Origin of the sequence: Brevibacterium sp. BDJS002 (assembly GCF_028201555.1) — a bacterium.
Taxonomy (GTDB): Bacteria; Actinomycetota; Actinomycetes; order Actinomycetales; family Brevibacteriaceae; genus Brevibacterium; species Brevibacterium aurantiacum.
Window position 1 is genome coordinate 646,860 of record NZ_CP116392.1, and the last position, 19,081, is coordinate 665,940.

Here is a 19,081-nt window from a genome sequence, read left to right on the forward strand (position 1 = left end):
CCCGCCGGACGGTGTCTCGGTGTGCGATCGCAGTGCTCATCTCATCGATAGCAGTGCGAATCGTGTCGCCGTAGCAGTTGCGGTCATGATTCGGTTCCTTCTGTTGCAAGGGCTGGTCGTGGGCAAGGCATGAGGACTGTTGTCAGGTCGCCATCGTCGGCCGACCGGAGAGTGACCGGCTGGTCCGTGCCGCGAATGTTGAACATCAGATCGCCGCCGAGGGCGTGGCTCAGCGCCGGATACAGGGTGATCAGTTCGAAACACAGCGTCAGGTCAGGGCCACTTGCAGAGCCTGCGAGTTCGATCGGCGTCATGCCGGGTATGAGCAGGCTTGGCTGCTGTCCGGCTACCCGTATGCCAACAAACTCAGGCGCCTGCTTCTCCAGAATGTTGAGTAGTGACTTCTTCTCTATCGTGAGGTGAAGCGTCACCGGTGACAGTACAGAGATCATCTCTCGGTAGTCGGGAAATACTACCGTGCGCAGGGGCAGGTCGGCAACAGTTCCGTCGATGAACTGGATGCCCAGGGTTATCGTCCCAGCTGTGAGCTTGACGGTCGGACTCCGCCGTAATTGTGAATGAAGACGGCGAAGATCATCTCCGTCAACAGTCCCGGACCAGGTGGTGGGCCCTGCAGGCTGGTGCACCAGTGTGCGAATTGCGAGCCGATACCGATCCGTGGCAATCAGCGTGACGGCATCTGATGCGACCTCGACCCGGATGCCGCTGAGAATCGGTGTGCTGAGGTCATCGATTGTGGTGGCAAGGACCTGGTCCAAGGCACCAGCGAGGACTACCCCCGATATCGTACCGAGAGGCTGATGGTCGTCGTTGCCCAACGTCACCTTGAGTTCCGAAGCCGCTTGCCGCGCTTCGGCGGCATCTACATCTACTGCGCCAAGCTGATCGTCGATCATCCGTACGGCATCGTCTTCGTCCGCGGCGAAGAATCGACTGATGGAGAGAAGTGGCATGCCGATCGCCCGGAGCAACCGAAGCCGATACGCGAGACTCAACTGCGATTCTCCGTAGCGCCGGTAGCCCGTCAACGCGTCGACGTCGGCAGGTCGGAGCAGACCGGTATCGTCATAGAAGCGCAGAGCGCTCGCCGTCATACCGGTCAGCTTCGCGAACTCTCCGATCGACATCAGTTCATTGTCAGTCATGTGACCATCATCGGGCCTCAACTAAGTTGAAGGTCAACCCACCAGTGTCGGTGTTCAGCGCGAACCCTGCCGGCGGCACGCTCTTTCGTTGAAGTTGCCTGGACGTTCTGCGGAAGCAAGGATGTGTGCATGGATGAGTCTCGAAGTGACCAGAGCGGCCAGTTGTCCGGATGCCGCGTGGTCCTGACCGCTCAGCGGAAGGCTGAACAGTTCGCGACCGCCCTTGAAAGGCACGGTGCGGCCATCGTTCATGCGCCCACACTGTCGGTCATCCCCAACGTCGATGACCCCGAACTCGTCGCACGCACCCGCGCACTCATCGACGCCCAACCCGACATCGTTGTAGTCACAACCGGAGTCGGTTTCAACGGCTGGGCCGAAGTCGCCGAGGCCGAAGGACTCAGCCAACAGTGGGCCGCCATGCTCACCGGAGCCCGGATCATTGCCCGCGGTCCCAAGGCTCGCGGGGCGATTCAGGCTGCCGGGCTGACACCGGCCTGGGTCGCTGAATCCGAGACCAACTCCGAGATCCAGCAGGTCCTGCTCGAACAGGGAGTGCATGGCCTTCGGATCGCGGTGCAGCACCACGGCGCTGGCGCCGACGGTCTGGACGAGGCCTTCGCCGCAGCCGGTGCCGAGGTCAGCTCGTTGGTTGTCTACCGGTGGGGTCCCGCACCGGATCCAGACGCCGTGGCGGCAGCGGTCGAACTCGTCGCGGACCGCCGTTGTGATGCCGTGGCCTTCACCTCGGCGCCCGGGGTCACCGCCTTCCTGGACGCTGCTCGTGACCAGGGACTACTGCCTGAGGTTGTCGCCGCGTTCACCGACAAGAACGGTGTCCTCGCCGCTGTGGTCGGCAACGTCACGGCGGCACCACTGGTGGAGCACGGAATCGAGCCGTTGATCCCCGAGAGGTTCCGCTTGGGCGCCCTCGTGCGCACCCTGGTCGCCGAACTCACAACCCGAAACTGACGCCGGTGAGCCGCTCGGATACCTCCCATAGGTGACGAGCGGTGGTGAGGTCGCTGGCCTTCGCCGATCGTCCCACCAGGGTGGGGGAGCCACGCAGTTCCCCGCGACCGTCTGGGCCGACATAGCTTGCTCCGGGGAGGTCCTGGGTCGCGGCGAACAGTGTGGGCAGGGCGCCGTGTTCACCGCTTTGAGCGAATAATCGTCCTGCGAGATTCGCCGCGGCAACGAGTACTTTGGGCTGACCTTTGGTCCCGAGGTTCGTTGCCGCGTAGCCCGGATGCGCGGCCACAGAGCGAACACTTGAACCGGTCCCGTCTAGGCGGCGCTGGAGTTCGAGGGTGAACAGCAGGTTCGCCAGCTTGGATTGGCCGTAGGACTCTGCGAATCCGTATCTGCGTGTGCTCAAGGTCAAGTCGTCGAAATGGATCTCACCAGCTTTGTGCGCACCGGACGCCACAGTCACCACTCGGTCGGTGACATGCGGCAGGAGGAGATTCGTCAGTGCGAAATGACCCAAATGGTTGGTGCCGAACTGCAGGTCGAAACCGTCCTTGGTCTGAGCGCCTCGGTGTCCGGCGACTCCTGCATTGTTGACCAGAATGTCGAGTCGACCACTCCACGACTGTGCGAACGATCTGATCGAGGACAGATCGGCGAGGTCGAGTTCCCGGACTTCGGTGCTCCCACGCATGGTGCGAGCAGCATTCTGGCCACGTTGCGTGTCACGGACGGCCAGAATGACGTGGGCTCCTGCTTGTGAGAACGCGGTTGCGGTGGCGGCTCCGACTCCGCTGGAAGCCCCGGTGACGACCACCGTGCGGCCATCCATTGAGGGCATGTCATCCGCGGTCCACCGATATTTCACCATCGTCCGAGGCTACGCAGTGGACTGTGCACGAGCAAGGCCTGGCCGGACGTCTCCGCTTTCAAGCTTCCTCGTCTATTCGATAAGTGAACGAACCGTGGTACTCATACACCCGCCCCAGTACGGGGACGTCAACGGTGAGCCGTACGTACTGGCGAGCCACCTCGTCGACATAGCGCTCGCTTAGGGCGATCACCGGACGAATCACCTTCGGAACAGGCAGACGAACCGGCCCCAACCGCACGGTGACGCCACGGCTGCCCAGGCTCACGCCACCGTCATCCGCCGCGACAGCGAAGGCCGCCTCCACTAGAGCTGGTCGGCCCAGCACATCGACGACGTGACCCGACTCGGACAGGGACACCGCGTCGACCATCGTCCAGGTGCCCGACTGCAGTTTTAGGGTGCGGGCCGCGGTCTGCTGGCCGTCAACGGTGCGGTTTTCGATCCGAAACGGGACCTGGTAATGCATTCCGGGCACGATCACATGACGTTGTGCCAACCACCCCAGCACCGGTCGCAGCCACCACCGTGTGGCGCCGAAACGTTCGAAAGTGCCTTCGCCGATACCGACCGAGCCTGCGGGGATCGCTGCAAAGTAGCGTTGCAGCACCGGATGCAGCTCAGGCAACTGGGAACCCAGGGCTCGCTCGTACGGCGATCTCGTCTCAGGTTCCATGCTGCGAGTATATGCGCAGGTTAAGGCGTGGTGTCTGAGGTTCACAGTCCCGAGAGAGCGATGTAGCGGTCTGTGAACCGACCAGCATCATTGAGGACGTGGCCCACGCGCTTGGGGGTGCGCAGGATGACCTGGCGGCGCAGTTTGATTCCCGCTTGGGCCAGCGAAGTGATCCTCTCCTCGAACACGTGCATGACGCTTAGATTGCGCAACCACACGTCGAAGGCCAGGTTGGCCGGCCCTGCCGAGGTGCCGACGTAGCGGATCTCGGGATGCGCGGACAGCGCCGAGGCAACCGTGCTCAGTTGGCGTGGTGGGATGTCGGCGAAGTACCAGACGTGGACCGGCCATTCGCTCCACGCGCTGGTCACATCTGCACGCGGCAGGAACTCTTTGGTGTGTATGAGCCGAGAGATCGCATCATGGACCTTCTGCTCGCTGACACCGAGCTCACGCGCCAAAGCTGCAACAGGCTTGCGGGCATCCTCACCCAATCTGGCCATCAGATCACTGCGAAACTGCGGGTCCAGTGTTCGTGCTGCCCTGGCCCGCGGGGGACGTGGGGCCGGCAACAACGCGACCTCCTCGGCGTCCAAGGCCCTGAGGCTCCATTTGGCACCCGTCTTCAGAGTCGACGTGGCAATATGCGTCTGCACCTCCCGGATGCCCGGCAGAGAAGGCAGAGTGTCGAGCAGAACGGTCGCGAGCGACTCATCGTCGGGTGCGATCAACGTGGCGATCAGGCAGGTGCCCGAGGACGTCACGTCCAAAGTCATCGCCATCGGAAGCTCCACCAGGGTCTCTGTGACTGCGGCCAGTGATCCGGGTTCGCAGTCGATCTCGACGAAGGCGAGATTGCGGCTGATGTTGAAACCCGAGGGGTGACCGATGACCTTGACCACCCCGGCAGCACGTAGGCGCTCATAACGTCGGGCGAGGACGACGGGGCTCTGCGCCAGGACTCGTGAGAGTTCACTCCAGGTTGCTCTGGGAGCGAGCTGGAGTGCGTGAATCAGCCGGGCATCGCTGTCTGAAATCAGAGAATCCATCACAATGACGTCAATTGTCACAGATTTTCCACGATCTGGTGTCTGGAGCACACTGCGTGACTAGCATCACTTGGCAGATCGTTTGACCCAACGACGGGAAACGACTCGATGCGAAAGGCACAACATATGGAGAAGACCACGTCGACTCTGGCTCAGACGGTCGGCCATCCGCTGCTGTGGTTCGGTGCGATCGCCGTCCTCGTCATCATCGCCGTCCAAAGCGTGATCTACCTGCGGGCGGCGAAGCGTGCCGCGGTCAAGGTGGGTATGAGCGGGACCGAGGTGAACACGGCCTTCCGCGCCGGAGGCATCTCCGCGATCGGTCCCTCGATCGCGGTCTGTTTGGTGGCGCTCGCCCTGCTTCCGCTCTTCGGCACACCCAGCACGATCACCCGCCTGGGACTCATCGGCAGCGCCGCCTACGAGACGATCGCGGCCAACCTCGCCCTCGGCGTCATGGGCACCGGACTCGGTGAGCCCAACGTCGACGGCAACATGCTGGTGACCATGCTGCTGGCCCTGGCCATCGGCGGCAGCGGCTGGATGGTCGTCACCCTCATCATGACCCCGATCATGAAGCGCGGCATGGGCGAGGGGACGACCACGAAGACCGCACGCAAACGCTCGGCACGCTGGGCGCTCCTGCCGACCGCGGCACTCCTGGGAGCCTTCTTCACTCTGGGTCTGAAGGAGTTCGCGGCCAGCTCAGATGCCGCGATCGTCTTCTTCACCTCGGCGGGTGTGATGCTTTTGCTCACGTTGGTCGCGCAGTGGCTGAAGAAACCCATGCTGCGCGAGTTCGCACTCGGTGCGGCCATGATCGTCGCCATCGCCGTCGGCTACTTCATCTCATGAGATCCAGGGAGAACACCATGTCCGCAATCACGAACTCCACCACAGCCAATCCCATGGCCGATTTCGACAAGACGACGTCCACATGGGGGCCGATCACCATGCTCGCCGGTATGATCGCCATGCTCTCGGGCCCGATCATGCTCGTCGCGTTCGGAGGCTACTCCATCGAACCGATGACCCTGGTCACCTGTGTTGTGGCGATCGCCGCGGTGATGGGCGTCATCTGGGTCATCGAACCCATCTCGTACTTCCCGATCCTGGGTCCGGGCGCAATGTATCAGGCCTTCCTCATCGGCAACATCTCCACGAAGCTCCTTCCCGCAGCCGTCACCGCGCAGGAGAGCATCAAGGCCAAACCGGGCACGCCTCAGGCGCAGATCGCAGCGGCCCTGGCCATCTGCTCGGCCGCACTCATCCACGTCATCGGGCTTATGCTCATCGTCGGCGTCTTCGGCCAATGGCTGCTCACCGTCTTCCCCGCTGATGTGCTGGGTGCTGTGACCACGTACGTGGTTCCCGCGGTCCTCGGAGCCTTCGTGATGCAGAACGTGATCGGCAACCGCAAGCAGCCGAAGCTCATCGTCACGGCACTCATCGTCGGCATCGTCGTCATCTATGGGTTGGCCCCGCTGACGCCGGCCTTGGCCATCGCGGCTCCGTTCCTCGGCGTGGTCCTCACTGCCGTCATCGCGATGCTGATGTTCAAACCAGCACCCAAGACCGAATCGACCGAATCGACCGAATCGACCGATTCGACAGTCTCGGCCGGATCGACCGACGCAAGCTCGCAGCCCGACGAGCGTTCGCAGCCGCTTGCGAGTCCGCGAGCTGAGGCGTCCAAGCAGGACTGACGCCGACCGGACCAGACTGAAGCCAGCGACACCACGCCACCAGTGAAAGGCACCACCATGACCGCAGACCCCGCCACACCTCCCCGTCAACAGCTGGAAGCGGAACACCTGGACGCCATCGTCGAGAGAGCCGATGCCGCAGCCTCGGAATTCACCGCGATGGCAGATTCGATCTGGGACGATCCTGAGATGCGCTGGGAGGAGTTCCGCGCCCAGGACAAGCACCAGGCCGCTGCCCGGGCACACGGATTCACCATCACCGAGGCGGTCGGAGGCATCCCGACCGCGTTCAGTGCCCATCGCGGCACCTCTGGACCGATCATCGCCTTCCTCGGCGAGTACGATGCCCTGGCCGACATCAGCCAGGAAGCAGGCAACCCCGCACGCACACCGGATCCGGCGAACACCTCGGGCGACGGGCACGGCTGCCACCACCATCTGCTCGGCTCCGGTGCGCTCATGGCCGCGGTCATCACCGCCGAGTACTTCGAGGCCGCCGGCATCGAGGCACAGGTGCGCTACTACGGCTGCCCGGCTGAAGAGGCTGCCGCCGGTAAGACCTTCATGGTCCAGTCCGGAGCGTTCGACGATGTGGACGCTGCCGTCACCTGGCACCCGTTCCCGACCACCAACGCCAGACAGCACCTGACCCTGTCCTACTCACAGGTCTACTTCCACTACACCGGGCTCGCCGCACACGCGGGTGCCATGCCCCACCTGGGACGCTCCGCCCTCGATGCGGTCGAACTGCTCAACGTCGGAACGAACTTCCTGCGCGAGCACATGCCTGACAGCGCTCGCGTGCACTATGCGATCACCGACGCCGGCGGCAGGTCTGCCAACGTCGTCCAAGCCCACGCCAGCGTCTACTACGTCGTCCGGGCCGAGGACACCCAGCAGATGCAGGACCTCTACGAACGTGTCGTCAAGATCGCCCGCGGTGCCGAGCTGATGACCGAGACCGAATTGGAGATCGAGTTCGACGGTGCCTGCGCCGAGGTGCTGCCCAACGAGGCACTCGAACACGCACTCGATGGTGTGCTGAACCAGCTGGGCCCGGTGCCCTTCGATGCCGATGATCAGGCTGCAGCCGCCGGGTTCGCCGTCAGTCTGGATGATCGGGCCATCGCCGAGGCGAAGCGCAACGTCGGATGGGCCGCTGATGACAAGCGAGCCATCCATGACGACATTGCTCCATTCCATCCGGACATGCCTCGTAACCAGGGAACCGGGTCCACCGATGTCGGTGATGTGAGCTGGGTGGTGCCCACAGTCCAGATCAGCTCGTCCACGGCAGCACTGGGCACTCCGTTCCACGCCTGGCAGACGGTGGCACAGGGCAAACTGCCGTCCGCGCACAAGGGCATGATCCACGCGGCCAAGTCCATGGCGGCTACCGCGACGGCGATCGCAACTAATCCTCAACTCTTGGCCGATGCCCAACGTGAGCATGGCCAGATCATGGCGAAGACGCCGTACCTGCCGCCGATCCCAGACGGCGTCGTGGCACCGCCGCTGCGTAAGGACGGACGCTCGGCCGGGCAGTAGCCGAACCGCGCGGCGGTCGCGACTTCAGGGGCCTCGGCGCACGACGCCTATTGAGGGTCGTCCTGCCCCGGTGTCTGTTCGATCTGCATCGCCTTGAATCGGTTGAGCCCACTGATGATATGGGTCTTGCTCACCGCGGCGACCCATTCCTTGTCCTCGGCTCTCGCCGCAGAGATGAGCTCATCGTGGTGATTCATGCTCGACGACACATCGTTGTCCGAGTATGACGCGAACAGTTTCGCCACGACGATGGGAATCATGAGGTTGTACGTCGTCGAAATGAGGGATTGGGCTGCGCTGTTGCGGATGAAGATGGCGTGGAATTCGTTGTTCACCGAAGCGATGTGGTGCCGCGTCATCGGATCGGACCCCAGGCTCTTCATCTGCTCGGTCAGGTCGGACAGTGAGGAAAAGTCATCCTCGGTCAGCCGCCCGACGCTTTCGGACATGACGTAGGGTTCGATGACGGCACGTGAGCGATAGATCTGTTCGATCTCCGCAGCGTCATAGCTGCGCACACGCGTCCCGCGGCGCGGGACGACCTCGACGACACCGACGCCCACCAATTCGCGGAAGGCCTCGCGGATGGGAGTCCGGCTCACGCCGAGGCGACCGGCGAGGTCGTTCTCACGTATCCATGACCCTGGCGGCAGATCCCCGGACACCACCAAGCCGAGGATGCGTGAGCTGACTTCGGTCCAGTGTGAGTCGCCGAACTGGGGCAGCGTCGCGTCATTGTCTACAGGCATGTGGAACTATCCCCACGATGCGTTGGCGAGTTCCTCACGGGTGCCACCTCGGCTGACGAACGAGGAGACTGGGAAGTTCGTCTCTTCGATGAGACTTTCAGATATATGTCTGACACGGCTCAAGTCTATGTCGGTGGAGATGCCCATTCCATGAAGCAGGTGGATGAGATCCTCGGTTGCCATGTTGCCCAGCACGCTCGGGTCCCGGGAACCACATGTCTCCGCCGAGCCCGGCCACCGAGGATTCGAGCCAGTCGGCGCCGGCAGACAGGGCAGCCAATGCATTCGCCGGGGCGAAGCCGTTGCGGTTGTGCAGATGCGCACCGACTTCCAGGCCTGGGAAATCGCGCTTGGTCTCGCTGATGCCGGAGAAGACCTCCAGCGGCGTCTCCTCGCCGGTCGTCGTGGCGAGGTAGATACCGTCGGCGCCGACCTCGAGCGCCTTCCGAACGACCTTGTCGCGTTCCGCCTTCGACACCGGTCCATAGCAGGGGGAGAAGAAGGCGCAGGCGACGGCGACGATGAGTCGTTGACCTGCACCTTGTGAGACCTCTCTGATCTCCTCCAGTTGGGCCAACAGGCCGTCCGTCGTCGTCCCCTGGTTCTTCGATGCCATGCCGTCCTCTGCCGGAATGACGAAGGTCAGCTCGTCGATTTCGCACTGTGCGGCTCGAACCGCACCTCTGGCATTGGGGACGAGAGCGCGGAAGCGCACATGAGGTGGGCGGGGGATTCCGGCCAGGACGGCCTCGGCGTCGGCCAATTGCGGCAGGACTTTCGGGTGAGCGAAGGAGGCGACCTCGATCTCCTTGAATCCGGCGGCTATCATCTCGGACACGATGGCGATCTTACGATCGGTGGACAGCGGTGTCTCGATTGCTTGGAGACCATCTCTGAGCCCCACCTCGACGACGCGAGCACTCTCTGGCAGATTCCACATCAGCGGATCACTCCCTTGTCTCTCATAGCTGTGAGCGCGTCGTGGTCGTAGCCGACCTCTGTGAGCACCTCGAGGGTGTCCTGGCCGAGCTCGGTCCGACCCACCGTACGGCGGTGTCGGTGCGGCTGAGCCGGGGGAAGGCGTTCTGCATCGTGACAGCCCCATATTCCTTGCTCTCGACCTCGACGACAGATCTGCGGGCCTTGTACTGCGGATCGCTGAGCATGTCCTCGACCCGGAAGATCTTCCCGACCGGCACGGAGTGCTCGTTGAGGAGTTCGACCAGGTCATCGGCCTTGTACTGCAAAGAGAATTCGGCGACCAGCTCGTCGAGCTCAGCCTGGCGCTCGCCTCGAGCCGTATGGGTGGAGTACTCAGGATCGTCGGCGAGTTGGGGATTGCCCATGGCCGCAGCCAAGCGTGCGAAGACCGTGTCCTGATTGGCGGCGATGATGAGCCATTGTCCATCTGCGGTGGGGTAGACGTTGCTGGGAGCGATCTTGGGCAGGGTCGAACCGCTGCGTTCTCGTTGGATTCCGTCGTCGGCCCATTCGGGCACCATGGACTCCATCATTGCCAGGACGGATTCGTAGATCGCGGAGTCCACCACCTGGCCGAGACCGCTGTTGTGCCTTTCCTGGAGTGCTGCGAGAACGCCGATGGTTCCGAACAGGGCCGCCAGGGAATCACCGATCGACACCCCGACCCGTGATGGGGGAGTGGATGGGTCGCCGACGACGTAGCGCAGACCGCCCATGGCTTCGCCGATGGAGCCGTAGCCGGCCTGCTTGGCATAGGGGCCCGACTGGCCGAACCCGGAGACGCGCAGCATGATGAGCCCGGGGTTGTTCTTCTGGAGTTCCTCGTGGCTGAGGCCCCATTTCTCGAGCGAGCCCGGGCGGAAGTTCTCGACGACGATGTCGGCTGACTCGGCTAATGCTCGTGCTGCTTCCTGGCCCTCCGGGGTGCGCAGGTTGAGGGTCACGGATTTCTTGTTGCGGGCCAGGACGGACCACCACAGTGATGAGCCCTTGATGGTGGCCTGTCCCCATTGGCGCATCGGATCACCGTTCTTGGGGTCCTCGATCTTGATGACCTCGGCACCGAGGTCGCCCAGCAGCTGTCCGCAGAACGGTCCGGCGATGAGCTGTCCCATCTCAAGAACTCGGATTCCCCTCAGCGGTCCTGTACCTGAGGGACGCGATGTCTCTTCGTTCACTGGTTCTCCTTTGAAACAACAAGTTGCATACAATTATGCGAAATTCTGAGGTATGCTTTCAATCGTTCCCAGCAATGGAGCCGATTCTAGAAACACCATACACTGATCTGTATGCAATCAACGAAGTTTGTCTACCAGGTAGGACCGGAACAATCATGACAAGTCGAGATGTCAAAGAGGACTCTGCGCCGGCGGAGCAAGTGCAGGAGAGTGCCACGTCCTTCGATCGCACGATCATGGGGCTGCCGGTCCTGGCGTTCATTCCGATGGCGATCATCGCCCTCGTTGCAGTGAGCCTCACCTCCGAGGGGACCGGAATGACGGCGGCCTTCGCCGTGGTCATCTCCTTGGGCGGAATCCTGATGTGGGTGGGAAACTCCATCCCCTATTTCAAAGTGATCGGCGGCGGGGTCATTCTCTGCATCCTCGTTCCCGCGATCTTCAAGTACGTCGGTGTGATGCCCGGCTCCATCGAAGGCTTGGTGGCCAGCTTCTATGACACCTCGGGGTTCGGGGAGTTCGTCGTGGCGGCGCTCATCACCGGCAGCATCCTCGGGATGCCGCGCAGCCTGCTCATCAAGGCCGGCGCCCGAATTCTCATCCCGATCATCGTCACGATCGCTGTGTGCTTCACTGTCATCGGACTGATCGGGCAGGTCACCGGCGTTGGTGCAGGCTATGCGATCTTCTTCGTCGCCGGACCGGTGCTGGGCGGCGGTGTCGCGGCCGGAGCCATTCCGATCTCAGAGATCATCGCTCAGAACAGCGGTGGATCTGCCGCGGAATACCTGACGTCACTGGTGCCGGCAGTCGCAGTTGCCAACATCATCTGCATCATTGTTGCCGCTGTTCTCAACAATGCGGGAAAGAGGCATGGGCACCGCTTCAAGGCCTTCAACGGCAAGGGAGTCCGCCTGCCCGAGGCGACTGCCGAGAAGCTCCAATCGCCGACCGCGGCCGTCAAGTTGGCTGCGATGGGCTTCTTCATCGCCGGTGCACTCTTCACCGTGTCGAACCTGCTCAGCGATCTGTTTCCGGTGCTCCACGCCTACGTGTTCCTCATCGTCATCTGCGCACTGGCGAAGATCTTCGTCCCGATGCCGCAGTACGTGGAGGAGTCCGTTGACCTCTGGTACGTCTTCGTTGCCAATGCGATGATTCCTGCGATCCTCGTCGCCATCAGCGTGATCGCCATCAATATCGATGAGGTTCTCTCGCTGGTCTCGGACCCCGGATACATGGCCATGACTCTGCTGACCGTGGTCATCGCCGCTCTCGTCGCCGGCTTCGTCGGCTGGCTGGTCAAGCTGTACTGGATCGAATCGGCGATCTCGGCGGGATTGGGACTGGCCGACTTCGGCTCCAGCGGTGACCTCGCGGTCCTTCAGGCCTCACAGAGGTTGAACCTGCTGCCCTTCCTCTCGATCTCCTCACGCATCGGGGGTGGAGTGGTCCTCGTCGCCTTGTCCGCGTTGGCTCCGTACCTGCTGTAGACGCCGACTAGCGGTAGGTGACCTTCTCCGGAACCTGATGGCCGTGCTCGTTGAAGGAGACGAGGCTGGTGCCGCTGCGGCCGGTGATGATGCGCGTGATCCCGGTATTGACGGTGACCCGGTTGAACGCCATCCACTGATCGAAGCCACCGCCGAGCAGCCTGGCCGCCGTCCACGCGATGGCCCCGGCGCTGGAGACGACGATCGTGGACTCGCCAGAACTCATTGCCGCACACGCATCATCGAGGGCGGTGTTGACGCGGGTGGTGAACTCCTTGAAGGTCTCCGTATAGTCGCCGTCGTGCTCACCGCTGGCCCAGCGGGCAGCTCCGCGCTCGAGCTCGGCCTGGAAGATCTTCGAATCCTGCTTCGCACGCGGATCGGTGTCGGTCAGCGCCCCGGTGAGTTCCCACGCTTGGTACTCGTTCCAACCGGGGTCGATCTGAGGCTCCAAGGCGCTGCCGAGTCCGGTCTGGATGCCTTCGGCGGTCTGTCGCTGGCGCAGCATCTCCCCGTGGACGATGCGAACCGGCGCGACGTGCTGTGCGCCGAGGTGCTCGCCGGTGATACGGCTCTGCTCCTTGCCCAGATCGGACAGTCGGTCATAGTCATCGGTGCCGAATGATGCCTGGCCATGCCTGACCAGATACAGAACACTCATGCTTCTCCTCATCTCGACCGTCCGCCATTGGAGCCGGTGCGCGCAAATGCCTATCGAGTTCGAGTCTACGGTGCCGAACGATCCTAAGCGATCGTTCGGTCGAACTTTTCGTGGAGAGGTGCGGTGGAAGCCTATTGAGGTGGTGCGGACGCGGGGAACAGCTGTTCTGACAGCCGCAGTACCTCCCGCAGTGCGGGACTGTCATCGTACTTTTTCCAGGCCATGAGCAGTGGGAAGGGTCCTTGCGCATCATCAAGAGGGACGAATGTGACGTTGGGGAAGGTGACGTTGTGCGGCACCGAAGACACCGTGACAGAGCAGCCGAACTCCGCACCGACCATAGAGAGAATGGTCCAACTGTCGGGAGCCACCTGAACCACATTGGGACTGAACCCCGCGGCTTGAGCCAAAGTGTAGAGGCGCTCGATTGTCGTCGAGCCTGGGTTCGGAGGCAAGGTGATGAAGTCCTCGTCTGCCAGCTCTGCCATTGAAACAGATTCCCGACCAGCCAGCGGATGCTCATTGTGAACGGCGACGACGAGAGTCTCCTCCGCGATCACTCGCGTTTCGACAGCCTGCGGAACGAACGGGTAGTGGCCGAACGCGAGGTCGAACGAGCCATCGGCGACGCTTTCAATGGACGGTAGGGCAAATGACGCGGACTGCAGGCTCATCTGGATCCCGGGGTGAGTCTTGCGGACCAGCTTCGACAGGCGACCCACGAGAGTATGCGTCGCGATTCCGGTGAATGCCAGGCGCAGGTGTCCGATTTCTCCCTGTCCTGCCGACTTCACTGCAGCAGCGGCCAATTGGAAGCTCAAGAGTATGTCTCGTGCAGGCTGCACAAGTGCCTCGCCGGCAGCGGTCAAACGCACGGTCCGCGTGCTGCGCTCGAAGAGCTGAGCAGACAGAGTCTTCTCCAGATTCTGGATGAGCCTGCTGACCGGTGGCTGTGACATCTGCAGACGCTCGGCAGCACGACCGAAGTGGAGTTCTTCGGCTAAGACGAGAAAAGCCCTGATCTGCTTGGCGTCCATACGACATCCTCATCGATCTGTGCGGCGCGGTCCCGGAGGGCCGGTCGGTGTTGATTATTCATGTTGAACGAGCATTAATACTAGAGACAATAAGTATTGGACTAGCATAAATGATTTTGGCAGGATGATCGAGGTCACAGTCAGTCGATGCTCAAGGAGGACGCGATGGACAAGACGACGAGCCTGTCAGAGGCGATCAGCACCCATCTCCACGATGGGGACACCGTCGCGCTGGAAGGCTTCGGCCACCTCGTGCCGGTTGCCGCCGCGCACGAGATCATCCGACAGAAATTCTCGAACCTCACCCTGGCGCGCATGTCCTGCGATGTCATCGTCGACCAGCTTCTCGGCGCCAACTGCCTCACCGGTCTGATCGCCGCCTTCGTGGCCAACAGCTCGGCCGGATCGCTCTACGAACTGCGCCGGAGAATCGAGCACTCGGATCCGGAACCGCTGTGGTTCGACGAATACAGCCACGGCGGAATGGTGGCCAGGTACCAGGCCGGTGCCTCGAAGCTCCCATTCCAGCCGATCGCCTCTTATCGGGGCAGTGATCTCGCCCAGAAGAATCCTCGCATCAGACCCGTGGAAGACCCCTTCGGCGGCCCACCGATCTACGTCGTGCCCGCACTCAATCCGGACCTCACGGTCATCCACGCTCAACGTGCTGACTCGGCCGGAAACGTGCAGGCCTGGGGGATGTTGGGAATCCAGACCGAAGCGGCCTTTGCAGGCCGGCGACTCATCGTGACCGTCGAAGAGATCGTCGACGAGTCCATCATCCGCTCCGACCCGAACCGCACCATCGTTCCCTCCCACATCGTTGACGCTGTCGTGGAAGTTCCGCGCGGTGCGCACCCGCACGCTGTGCAGGGCTACTACGACCGCGACGATGCCTTCTCCCGAGACTGGTCGGCACTGGCCCGAGACGCCGAAGCGGTGAAGACCTGGCTGCAGACCAACATCCATGACACCGCAGACCACGAGGAGTTCCTCGCACTGCTGGGAGCCGACCACTTCGACAAGTTGGGCATCCGGGACGCCTATTCGACACCCGTCAACTATGGAGGCCGGGAATGACCGCTGACACCTCTGACCACACCGACACGAAGAAGGACGGTGGGGATGTCACGAGCAGTGAGCTGCTCACCATTCATTCGGCCCGAGCACTTGCCGGACGCCGCGTCGTCTTCGCCGGGCATGGCCTGCCGACGCTGGCCACCTCTCTGGCCCAGCGCACTGTGGCCCCGGAGATCGAGATCGTCTACGAATCGGGAGTCACCGGAGCCAGGCCGCCGGACCTGCCGCGCACCATCTCCGACTCGGTGCTGGTACCTGGGGCCGCCTCGGTGATTCCGATGACTCACCTGTTCAACTACGTTCTGCAAGGTCAGCGCATCGATGTCGGATTCCTCGGAGCCGCACAGGTCGACCGCTATGGCAGCCTCAACTCCACCCTCATCGGCGACGACTGGGAACACCCGGACAGCAGGCTCCCCGGCTCCGGCGGCGCCATCGAAGCCATGGCCGGGGCGGCCGAGATCTTCCTCGTCATGCGCCGCCACACCCCGCGCACATTCGTCGAGACTCTCGACTTCGTCACCTCGCCTAGCCCTCACCGGGCGGTGCAGTCCGAGGTCGGCACCATGCCGGCCGGCGCTGGAGTCACCCACGTGATCACGGACCTGGGGATCATGACCCGATTCGCACAGGACGAGGAACTCACGCTGAGCGCGGTCCACCCAGGAGTCGACCCCGCCGAGGTGGTCCGACAGACCGGATGGGACCTGAAGGTCGCGAGCGATCTCGAGACAACTCAATCACCCACGCCAGAAGAGCTGGCGGTGCTCAGAGACGATCTCGACCCCACCCGCATCTATCTGCGCTGAGCCCACCCGACTCATCCAACCGAAGTAGGAAAGAGCTATGTCAAAGACGACAAGTGACACTATCGCCACCCCTCCCGATCCCAATGTGACCAAGCCCGAACTGCGCCGTGCCGCCTGGTCGTCGTGGCTGGGCAGTTCGCTGGAGTACATGGACTTCACCCTCTACACCTTGGCCTCGGCCTTGGTCTTCGGGCCCCTCTTCTTTCCCAACGAAACGCCTGCTGTGGCACTGATTTCCAGCCTCGGCGTCTATGGGTCCGGGTTCGCCGTTCGACCGATCGGCGGCTATATCTTCGGCCGCGTCGGCGACAAGCACGGTCGACGCATCGTTCTCATCGTCACCCTGTCCATGATGGGCATCGCCACCATGGGAATCGGGCTCCTGCCCACCTACGCACAGATCGGAATCTGGGCCCCGGTCTTCCTCGTCATCCTGCGCCTGGTGCAGGGATTCGGGGCCGGCGCCGAACTCGCCGGAGCCTCGGTGCTCCTGGTCGAGTCCTCACCGGTGCGCCGCCGCGGACTCTTCGGCGCAATCGTCGCGATGGGGACCAACAGCGGAATCTACCTGGCCACGGTCCTGTGGACGCTGCTCTCGCTGCTGCCGGACGAGGCCTTCCTCAGCTGGGGCTGGCGAGTGCCCTTCCTTCTCAGCATCGTCACCACATTCGTGGCGCTGGCCATTCGCACGAAGGTACGAGAATCTCCCGTGTTCGAGGAAGCGAAGGAGCGGCGAGCAGAACTTGCCGCAGCCAAGGCGGACCAGCCGTCCATCCTGGTCGAAGCCCGACGGTCGACGAAGTCGTTCCTGCTGGCGCTGGGTATCCGCATGGGCGAGAACTCTGCGGTCTACCTGGTCAAGGGCTTCATGGTGGGCTGGGTCGTGACCACGACGGGCATCGAGTCCTCCACTGTCACTACGGGGATCATGATCGGCACCGTCATCGGGTTCGCCACGGTTCCATTCTTCGGCAAGCTCAGCGACAAGCTGGGACGCCGTCCGGTCTTCCTAGGCTTCTCTCTGTTTCAGATCCTGTTCTCGATCCCGGCCATGCTGCTCATCGACACCGGCAATCCGATTCTCATCGCCTGCGTCTTCGCAGTCTTCGTCGGCGGACCCCTGCCGAACCTCTACGGAGTCGAATCCAGTTGGCTGGTCGAGCTCTTCGGATCCAAGCACCGCTATACGTTCATGACGACAATCAAGGAGATCGGCTCGGTTGTCTCCGGTGGACTTGCTCCTGTCATTGCGGCAAGCCTCGTCGCCGTGATCACGGATTCCTGGTGGCCTGTCGCGATCGTCCTCATCCTCTTCGCCAGCTGCGGACTCGTGGGTGCTTGGTTCGCACCCGAGACTCGTGGCCGTGACCTGACCGCCGAGGCTGATGCTGTTGATGATCGGAGTGAGCTCGGGGCCAAGGCGCAGGAAGTGCGGGTCTGACGCGGCAGCGCGTCAGGGTTCATGCTGGTCGGCGCGCTGGTCGGCGCGGCGTTCCGTGCATTCCTGTTGGAAGTCGGCCGAAAAGGCGTCGTAGGCCTCAGCGGACATACTGGGCAGGTCAGCATCCCAGCTGTTCGATGACTGCGTGTCCTCATCGGGATAGGCGCGGTCGGTTGGCCAGCCGAGCATGGTGATGGATTCGCACCTGACTCGAGTGTCTGCAATGTCGACGGAATCCTGCCCTGGGCCACCGCTGACAGTGGTCTCTTTGGCGGTGAATCGCGGGTCGTGGAACAGCAGGATGAAAATTGTGATCATCCCGAGGTAGATGAGCACGAGAACGAGCGGATGTGTCTTTCGCTTCATGGTCATCCATCATCGGTCTCGTTTAGGAAGCCGACCGTCCTAAACTCTCATGCCGAGAGCGCTGACCGACTCTCGAGGTATTCCTCCTTGGCGTTTCGGGGCGAGCGGGTCGGAGACGCGAATGCGGTGGCGATGTTTCGTGCCTGGGCGATTCCGGCGCTTCGATTGTCGGCGTTGTGCTCGCCCTCGACGTCGTAGATGAGGTGGCTTTCCACATCGGTGATGCCGCAGTAGGCGAAGATGCCGATGTCGAGCTGGGCATACATCGCGTCCCCATACCCGTATTTGTCATAGGTGCGCTGCTTGGAGCCGCCGACCCCGATGAGTGCTGTGGGCGCGCGGGGGAGAAGCCCGTTCAGCGGCTCCTTGCCTCGATCAGCAACACCCGAGCCATACTGATAGGCCCAGTCGCCAGTGAAGACCCGCTCAATCCAGCCCTTCATCATCGCCGGCATCGACCACCAGTAGACGGGGAAGACGAACGCCAGCCGGTCAGCAGCCTCGACCCGCTGGTGCATGTCGGCAATACCGGGTGGGATCGGGCCGCCCCAGAAGTGACTGTGGTCCGCCTCGGTGAATCGTGGGTCGAAACCCTCGGTGTGGAGGTCCAGGATATCGATCGAGTGACCGGCAGCTGCGAATGGTTCGTGGAAGGAATCCATCACCGCGCCCGGATAGCTTGTGCGGATCGGGTGGGCGAAGACGGTCAGCAGGTGCATGGATCTCCTTTCGTCAGCACGGCGCCCGCCGCACTGCGGGCCGCAGTGATTGCTCGCGGGCCCAGGTATGAGGCTGTTGATGTTGCACCCTCGAAGATGATGAGCAGCTCATCGCACAGAGTGTCATCTTCACGACCGAGCTCGTTGACGACGAGGTAGCCGATCAGCTCTCGCAATCGCCGCCGATATTCCGCGACCACGGTGGAGACCCCAGCCCCGGCGCCAAGCGTGTCGGCTTCGCCTTGGGCGCGCAGGAACAGGCAACCTCGGGCACCTTCTGCTTCTATCCAACGTTCAAGGCCGGTGAGCAGCTCGTCGAAGGTCGACGCTGTGCACGTGCTGAAGAAGCGTTCCATCCGCGCCTGGAGAACGGCGATCGTGAGCCCGGTCTTGCTGCCCAGATGCTTGTACAGGGTCCTTGAGGAGACGTTTGCTGCCTTGGTGAGGGCATCCATGCCGGTTGCCGCGAAGCCGTTCCGGTCGAAGACGGGCTCACAGTTGGTGACGATGTCGGTGCGTGTAGTGGACATGACGACAACGGTACAACGATCGTTTTACATTGGGCAAGCCCGTAGGAGATGA

Annotated in this window: 20 protein-coding genes; 8 read left to right on the forward strand and 12 right to left on the reverse strand. The window is 62.6% G+C overall.

Going from position 1 to position 19,081, the window contains the following annotated elements; genetic code table 11:
• Positions 1 to 83: 83 nt before the first annotated feature.
• The gene (locus PGC08_RS02950; RefSeq protein WP_271709499.1) at positions 84 to 1,166 is read right to left on the reverse strand and encodes a DNA polymerase III subunit beta family protein; all 1,083 of its coding nucleotides are present in this window, start codon (positions 1,164 to 1,166) and stop codon (positions 84 to 86) included.
• Between the two features lie 129 nt (positions 1,167 to 1,295).
• Between PGC08_RS02950 and PGC08_RS02955 the strand changes: the two genes are divergently transcribed.
• Complete coding sequence (locus PGC08_RS02955) at positions 1,296 to 2,138, forward strand: uroporphyrinogen-III synthase (protein ID WP_271709500.1); 843 nt, start codon at positions 1,296 to 1,298, stop codon at positions 2,136 to 2,138.
• On the opposite strand, the gene PGC08_RS02960 is transcribed toward PGC08_RS02955, so the two are convergent.
• From PGC08_RS02960 to PGC08_RS02970, 3 genes are read right to left on the reverse strand one after another with little or no spacing between them, the layout of a single operon-like run.
• Positions 2,122 to 3,006, reverse strand: a complete 885-nt coding sequence (locus PGC08_RS02960) for an oxidoreductase (protein WP_271709501.1) — start codon at positions 3,004 to 3,006, stop codon at positions 2,122 to 2,124. The genes PGC08_RS02955 and PGC08_RS02960 overlap by 17 nt on opposite strands.
• 58 nt (positions 3,007 to 3,064) lie before the next feature.
• Positions 3,065 to 3,682 (reverse strand): DUF4166 domain-containing protein, encoded by a 618-nt coding sequence (locus tag PGC08_RS02965; RefSeq protein ID WP_271709502.1) that lies wholly within the window; start codon positions 3,680 to 3,682, stop codon positions 3,065 to 3,067.
• Between the two features lie 41 nt (positions 3,683 to 3,723).
• On the reverse strand, positions 3,724 to 4,731 hold the full coding sequence (locus PGC08_RS02970) for an Lrp/AsnC family transcriptional regulator (RefSeq protein ID WP_271709503.1): 1,008 nt from the start codon (positions 4,729 to 4,731) through the stop codon (positions 3,724 to 3,726).
• Positions 4,732 to 4,857: 126 nt separating this feature from the next.
• Here PGC08_RS02970 and PGC08_RS02975 point away from each other — a divergent pair, with 126 nt between their 5' ends.
• From PGC08_RS02975 to PGC08_RS02985, 3 genes are read left to right on the forward strand one after another with little or no spacing between them, the layout of a single operon-like run.
• On the forward strand, positions 4,858 to 5,586 hold the full coding sequence (locus PGC08_RS02975) for a DUF5058 family protein (protein ID WP_271709504.1): 729 nt from the start codon (positions 4,858 to 4,860) through the stop codon (positions 5,584 to 5,586).
• 17 nt (positions 5,587 to 5,603) lie between these two features.
• Positions 5,604 to 6,437, forward strand: coding sequence for a hypothetical protein (locus tag PGC08_RS02980; protein WP_271709505.1), 834 nt, complete (start codon positions 5,604 to 5,606; stop codon positions 6,435 to 6,437).
• Positions 6,438 to 6,494: 57 nt separating this feature from the next.
• Complete coding sequence (locus PGC08_RS02985; protein ID WP_271709506.1) at positions 6,495 to 7,985, forward strand: amidohydrolase; 1,491 nt, start codon at positions 6,495 to 6,497, stop codon at positions 7,983 to 7,985.
• A gap of 47 nt (positions 7,986 to 8,032) precedes the next feature.
• Here PGC08_RS02985 and PGC08_RS02990 read toward each other — a convergent pair whose 3' ends face one another.
• The 3 genes from PGC08_RS02990 to PGC08_RS03000 form a co-directional block, all read right to left on the reverse strand.
• Positions 8,033 to 8,734, reverse strand: a complete 702-nt coding sequence (locus PGC08_RS02990; protein ID WP_271709507.1) for a GntR family transcriptional regulator — start codon at positions 8,732 to 8,734, stop codon at positions 8,033 to 8,035.
• A gap of 97 nt (positions 8,735 to 8,831) precedes the next feature.
• Complete coding sequence (locus tag PGC08_RS02995) at positions 8,832 to 9,674, reverse strand: hydroxymethylglutaryl-CoA lyase (RefSeq protein WP_271709508.1); 843 nt, start codon at positions 9,672 to 9,674, stop codon at positions 8,832 to 8,834.
• 22 nt (positions 9,675 to 9,696) lie between these two features.
• Positions 9,697 to 10,893 carry a CaiB/BaiF CoA transferase family protein gene (locus tag PGC08_RS03000; RefSeq protein ID WP_271709509.1) on the reverse strand — a complete coding sequence of 399 codons (1,197 nt, stop codon included), beginning with the start codon at positions 10,891 to 10,893 and terminating at the stop codon, positions 9,697 to 9,699.
• A 155-nt stretch (positions 10,894 to 11,048) separates the two neighbouring features.
• On the opposite strand from PGC08_RS03000, the gene PGC08_RS03005 reads away from it, so the two are divergent.
• Entirely contained in the window at positions 11,049 to 12,386 is a 1,338-nt protein-coding gene (locus PGC08_RS03005) for a 2-hydroxycarboxylate transporter family protein (protein ID WP_271709510.1), read from the forward strand.
• 7 nt (positions 12,387 to 12,393) lie between these two features.
• On the opposite strand, the gene PGC08_RS03010 is transcribed toward PGC08_RS03005, so the two are convergent.
• A complete protein-coding gene (locus PGC08_RS03010; protein ID WP_271709511.1) occupies positions 12,394 to 13,047 on the reverse strand; it encodes a histidine phosphatase family protein in 654 nt (217 codons plus the stop codon).
• A 131-nt stretch (positions 13,048 to 13,178) separates the two neighbouring features.
• Positions 13,179 to 14,084 (reverse strand): LysR substrate-binding domain-containing protein, encoded by a 906-nt coding sequence (locus PGC08_RS03015; RefSeq protein WP_271709512.1) that lies wholly within the window; start codon positions 14,082 to 14,084, stop codon positions 13,179 to 13,181.
• 147 nt (positions 14,085 to 14,231) lie between these two features.
• Here PGC08_RS03015 and PGC08_RS03020 point away from each other — a divergent pair, with 147 nt between their 5' ends.
• The 3 genes from PGC08_RS03020 to PGC08_RS03030 are packed head-to-tail and all read left to right on the forward strand — an operon-like array spanning position 14,232 to position 17,414.
• Positions 14,232 to 15,164, forward strand: coding sequence for a CoA transferase subunit A (locus PGC08_RS03020; RefSeq protein WP_205677695.1), 933 nt, complete (start codon positions 14,232 to 14,234; stop codon positions 15,162 to 15,164).
• On the forward strand, positions 15,161 to 15,973 hold the full coding sequence (locus tag PGC08_RS03025; RefSeq protein WP_009881646.1) for a 3-oxoadipate--succinyl-CoA transferase subunit B: 813 nt from the start codon (positions 15,161 to 15,163) through the stop codon (positions 15,971 to 15,973). The genes PGC08_RS03020 and PGC08_RS03025 overlap by 4 nt, the downstream gene beginning before the upstream one ends.
• Positions 15,974 to 16,010: 37 nt before the next feature.
• On the forward strand, positions 16,011 to 17,414 hold the full coding sequence (locus tag PGC08_RS03030) for an MFS transporter (RefSeq protein WP_271709513.1): 1,404 nt from the start codon (positions 16,011 to 16,013) through the stop codon (positions 17,412 to 17,414).
• A 12-nt stretch (positions 17,415 to 17,426) separates the two neighbouring features.
• Here PGC08_RS03030 and PGC08_RS03035 read toward each other — a convergent pair whose 3' ends face one another.
• From PGC08_RS03035 to PGC08_RS03045, 3 genes are read right to left on the reverse strand one after another with little or no spacing between them, the layout of a single operon-like run.
• Positions 17,427 to 17,780, reverse strand: a complete 354-nt coding sequence (locus PGC08_RS03035; RefSeq protein WP_035278087.1) for a hypothetical protein — start codon at positions 17,778 to 17,780, stop codon at positions 17,427 to 17,429.
• Between the two features lie 47 nt (positions 17,781 to 17,827).
• Positions 17,828 to 18,499 carry an NAD(P)H-dependent oxidoreductase gene (locus PGC08_RS03040; protein ID WP_009881643.1) on the reverse strand — a complete coding sequence of 224 codons (672 nt, stop codon included), beginning with the start codon at positions 18,497 to 18,499 and terminating at the stop codon, positions 17,828 to 17,830.
• The gene (locus tag PGC08_RS03045) at positions 18,487 to 19,029 is read right to left on the reverse strand and encodes a TetR/AcrR family transcriptional regulator (protein ID WP_009881642.1); all 543 of its coding nucleotides are present in this window, start codon (positions 19,027 to 19,029) and stop codon (positions 18,487 to 18,489) included. The genes PGC08_RS03040 and PGC08_RS03045 overlap by 13 nt, the downstream gene beginning before the upstream one ends.
• Between the last annotated feature and the right edge of the window lie 52 nt (positions 19,030 to 19,081).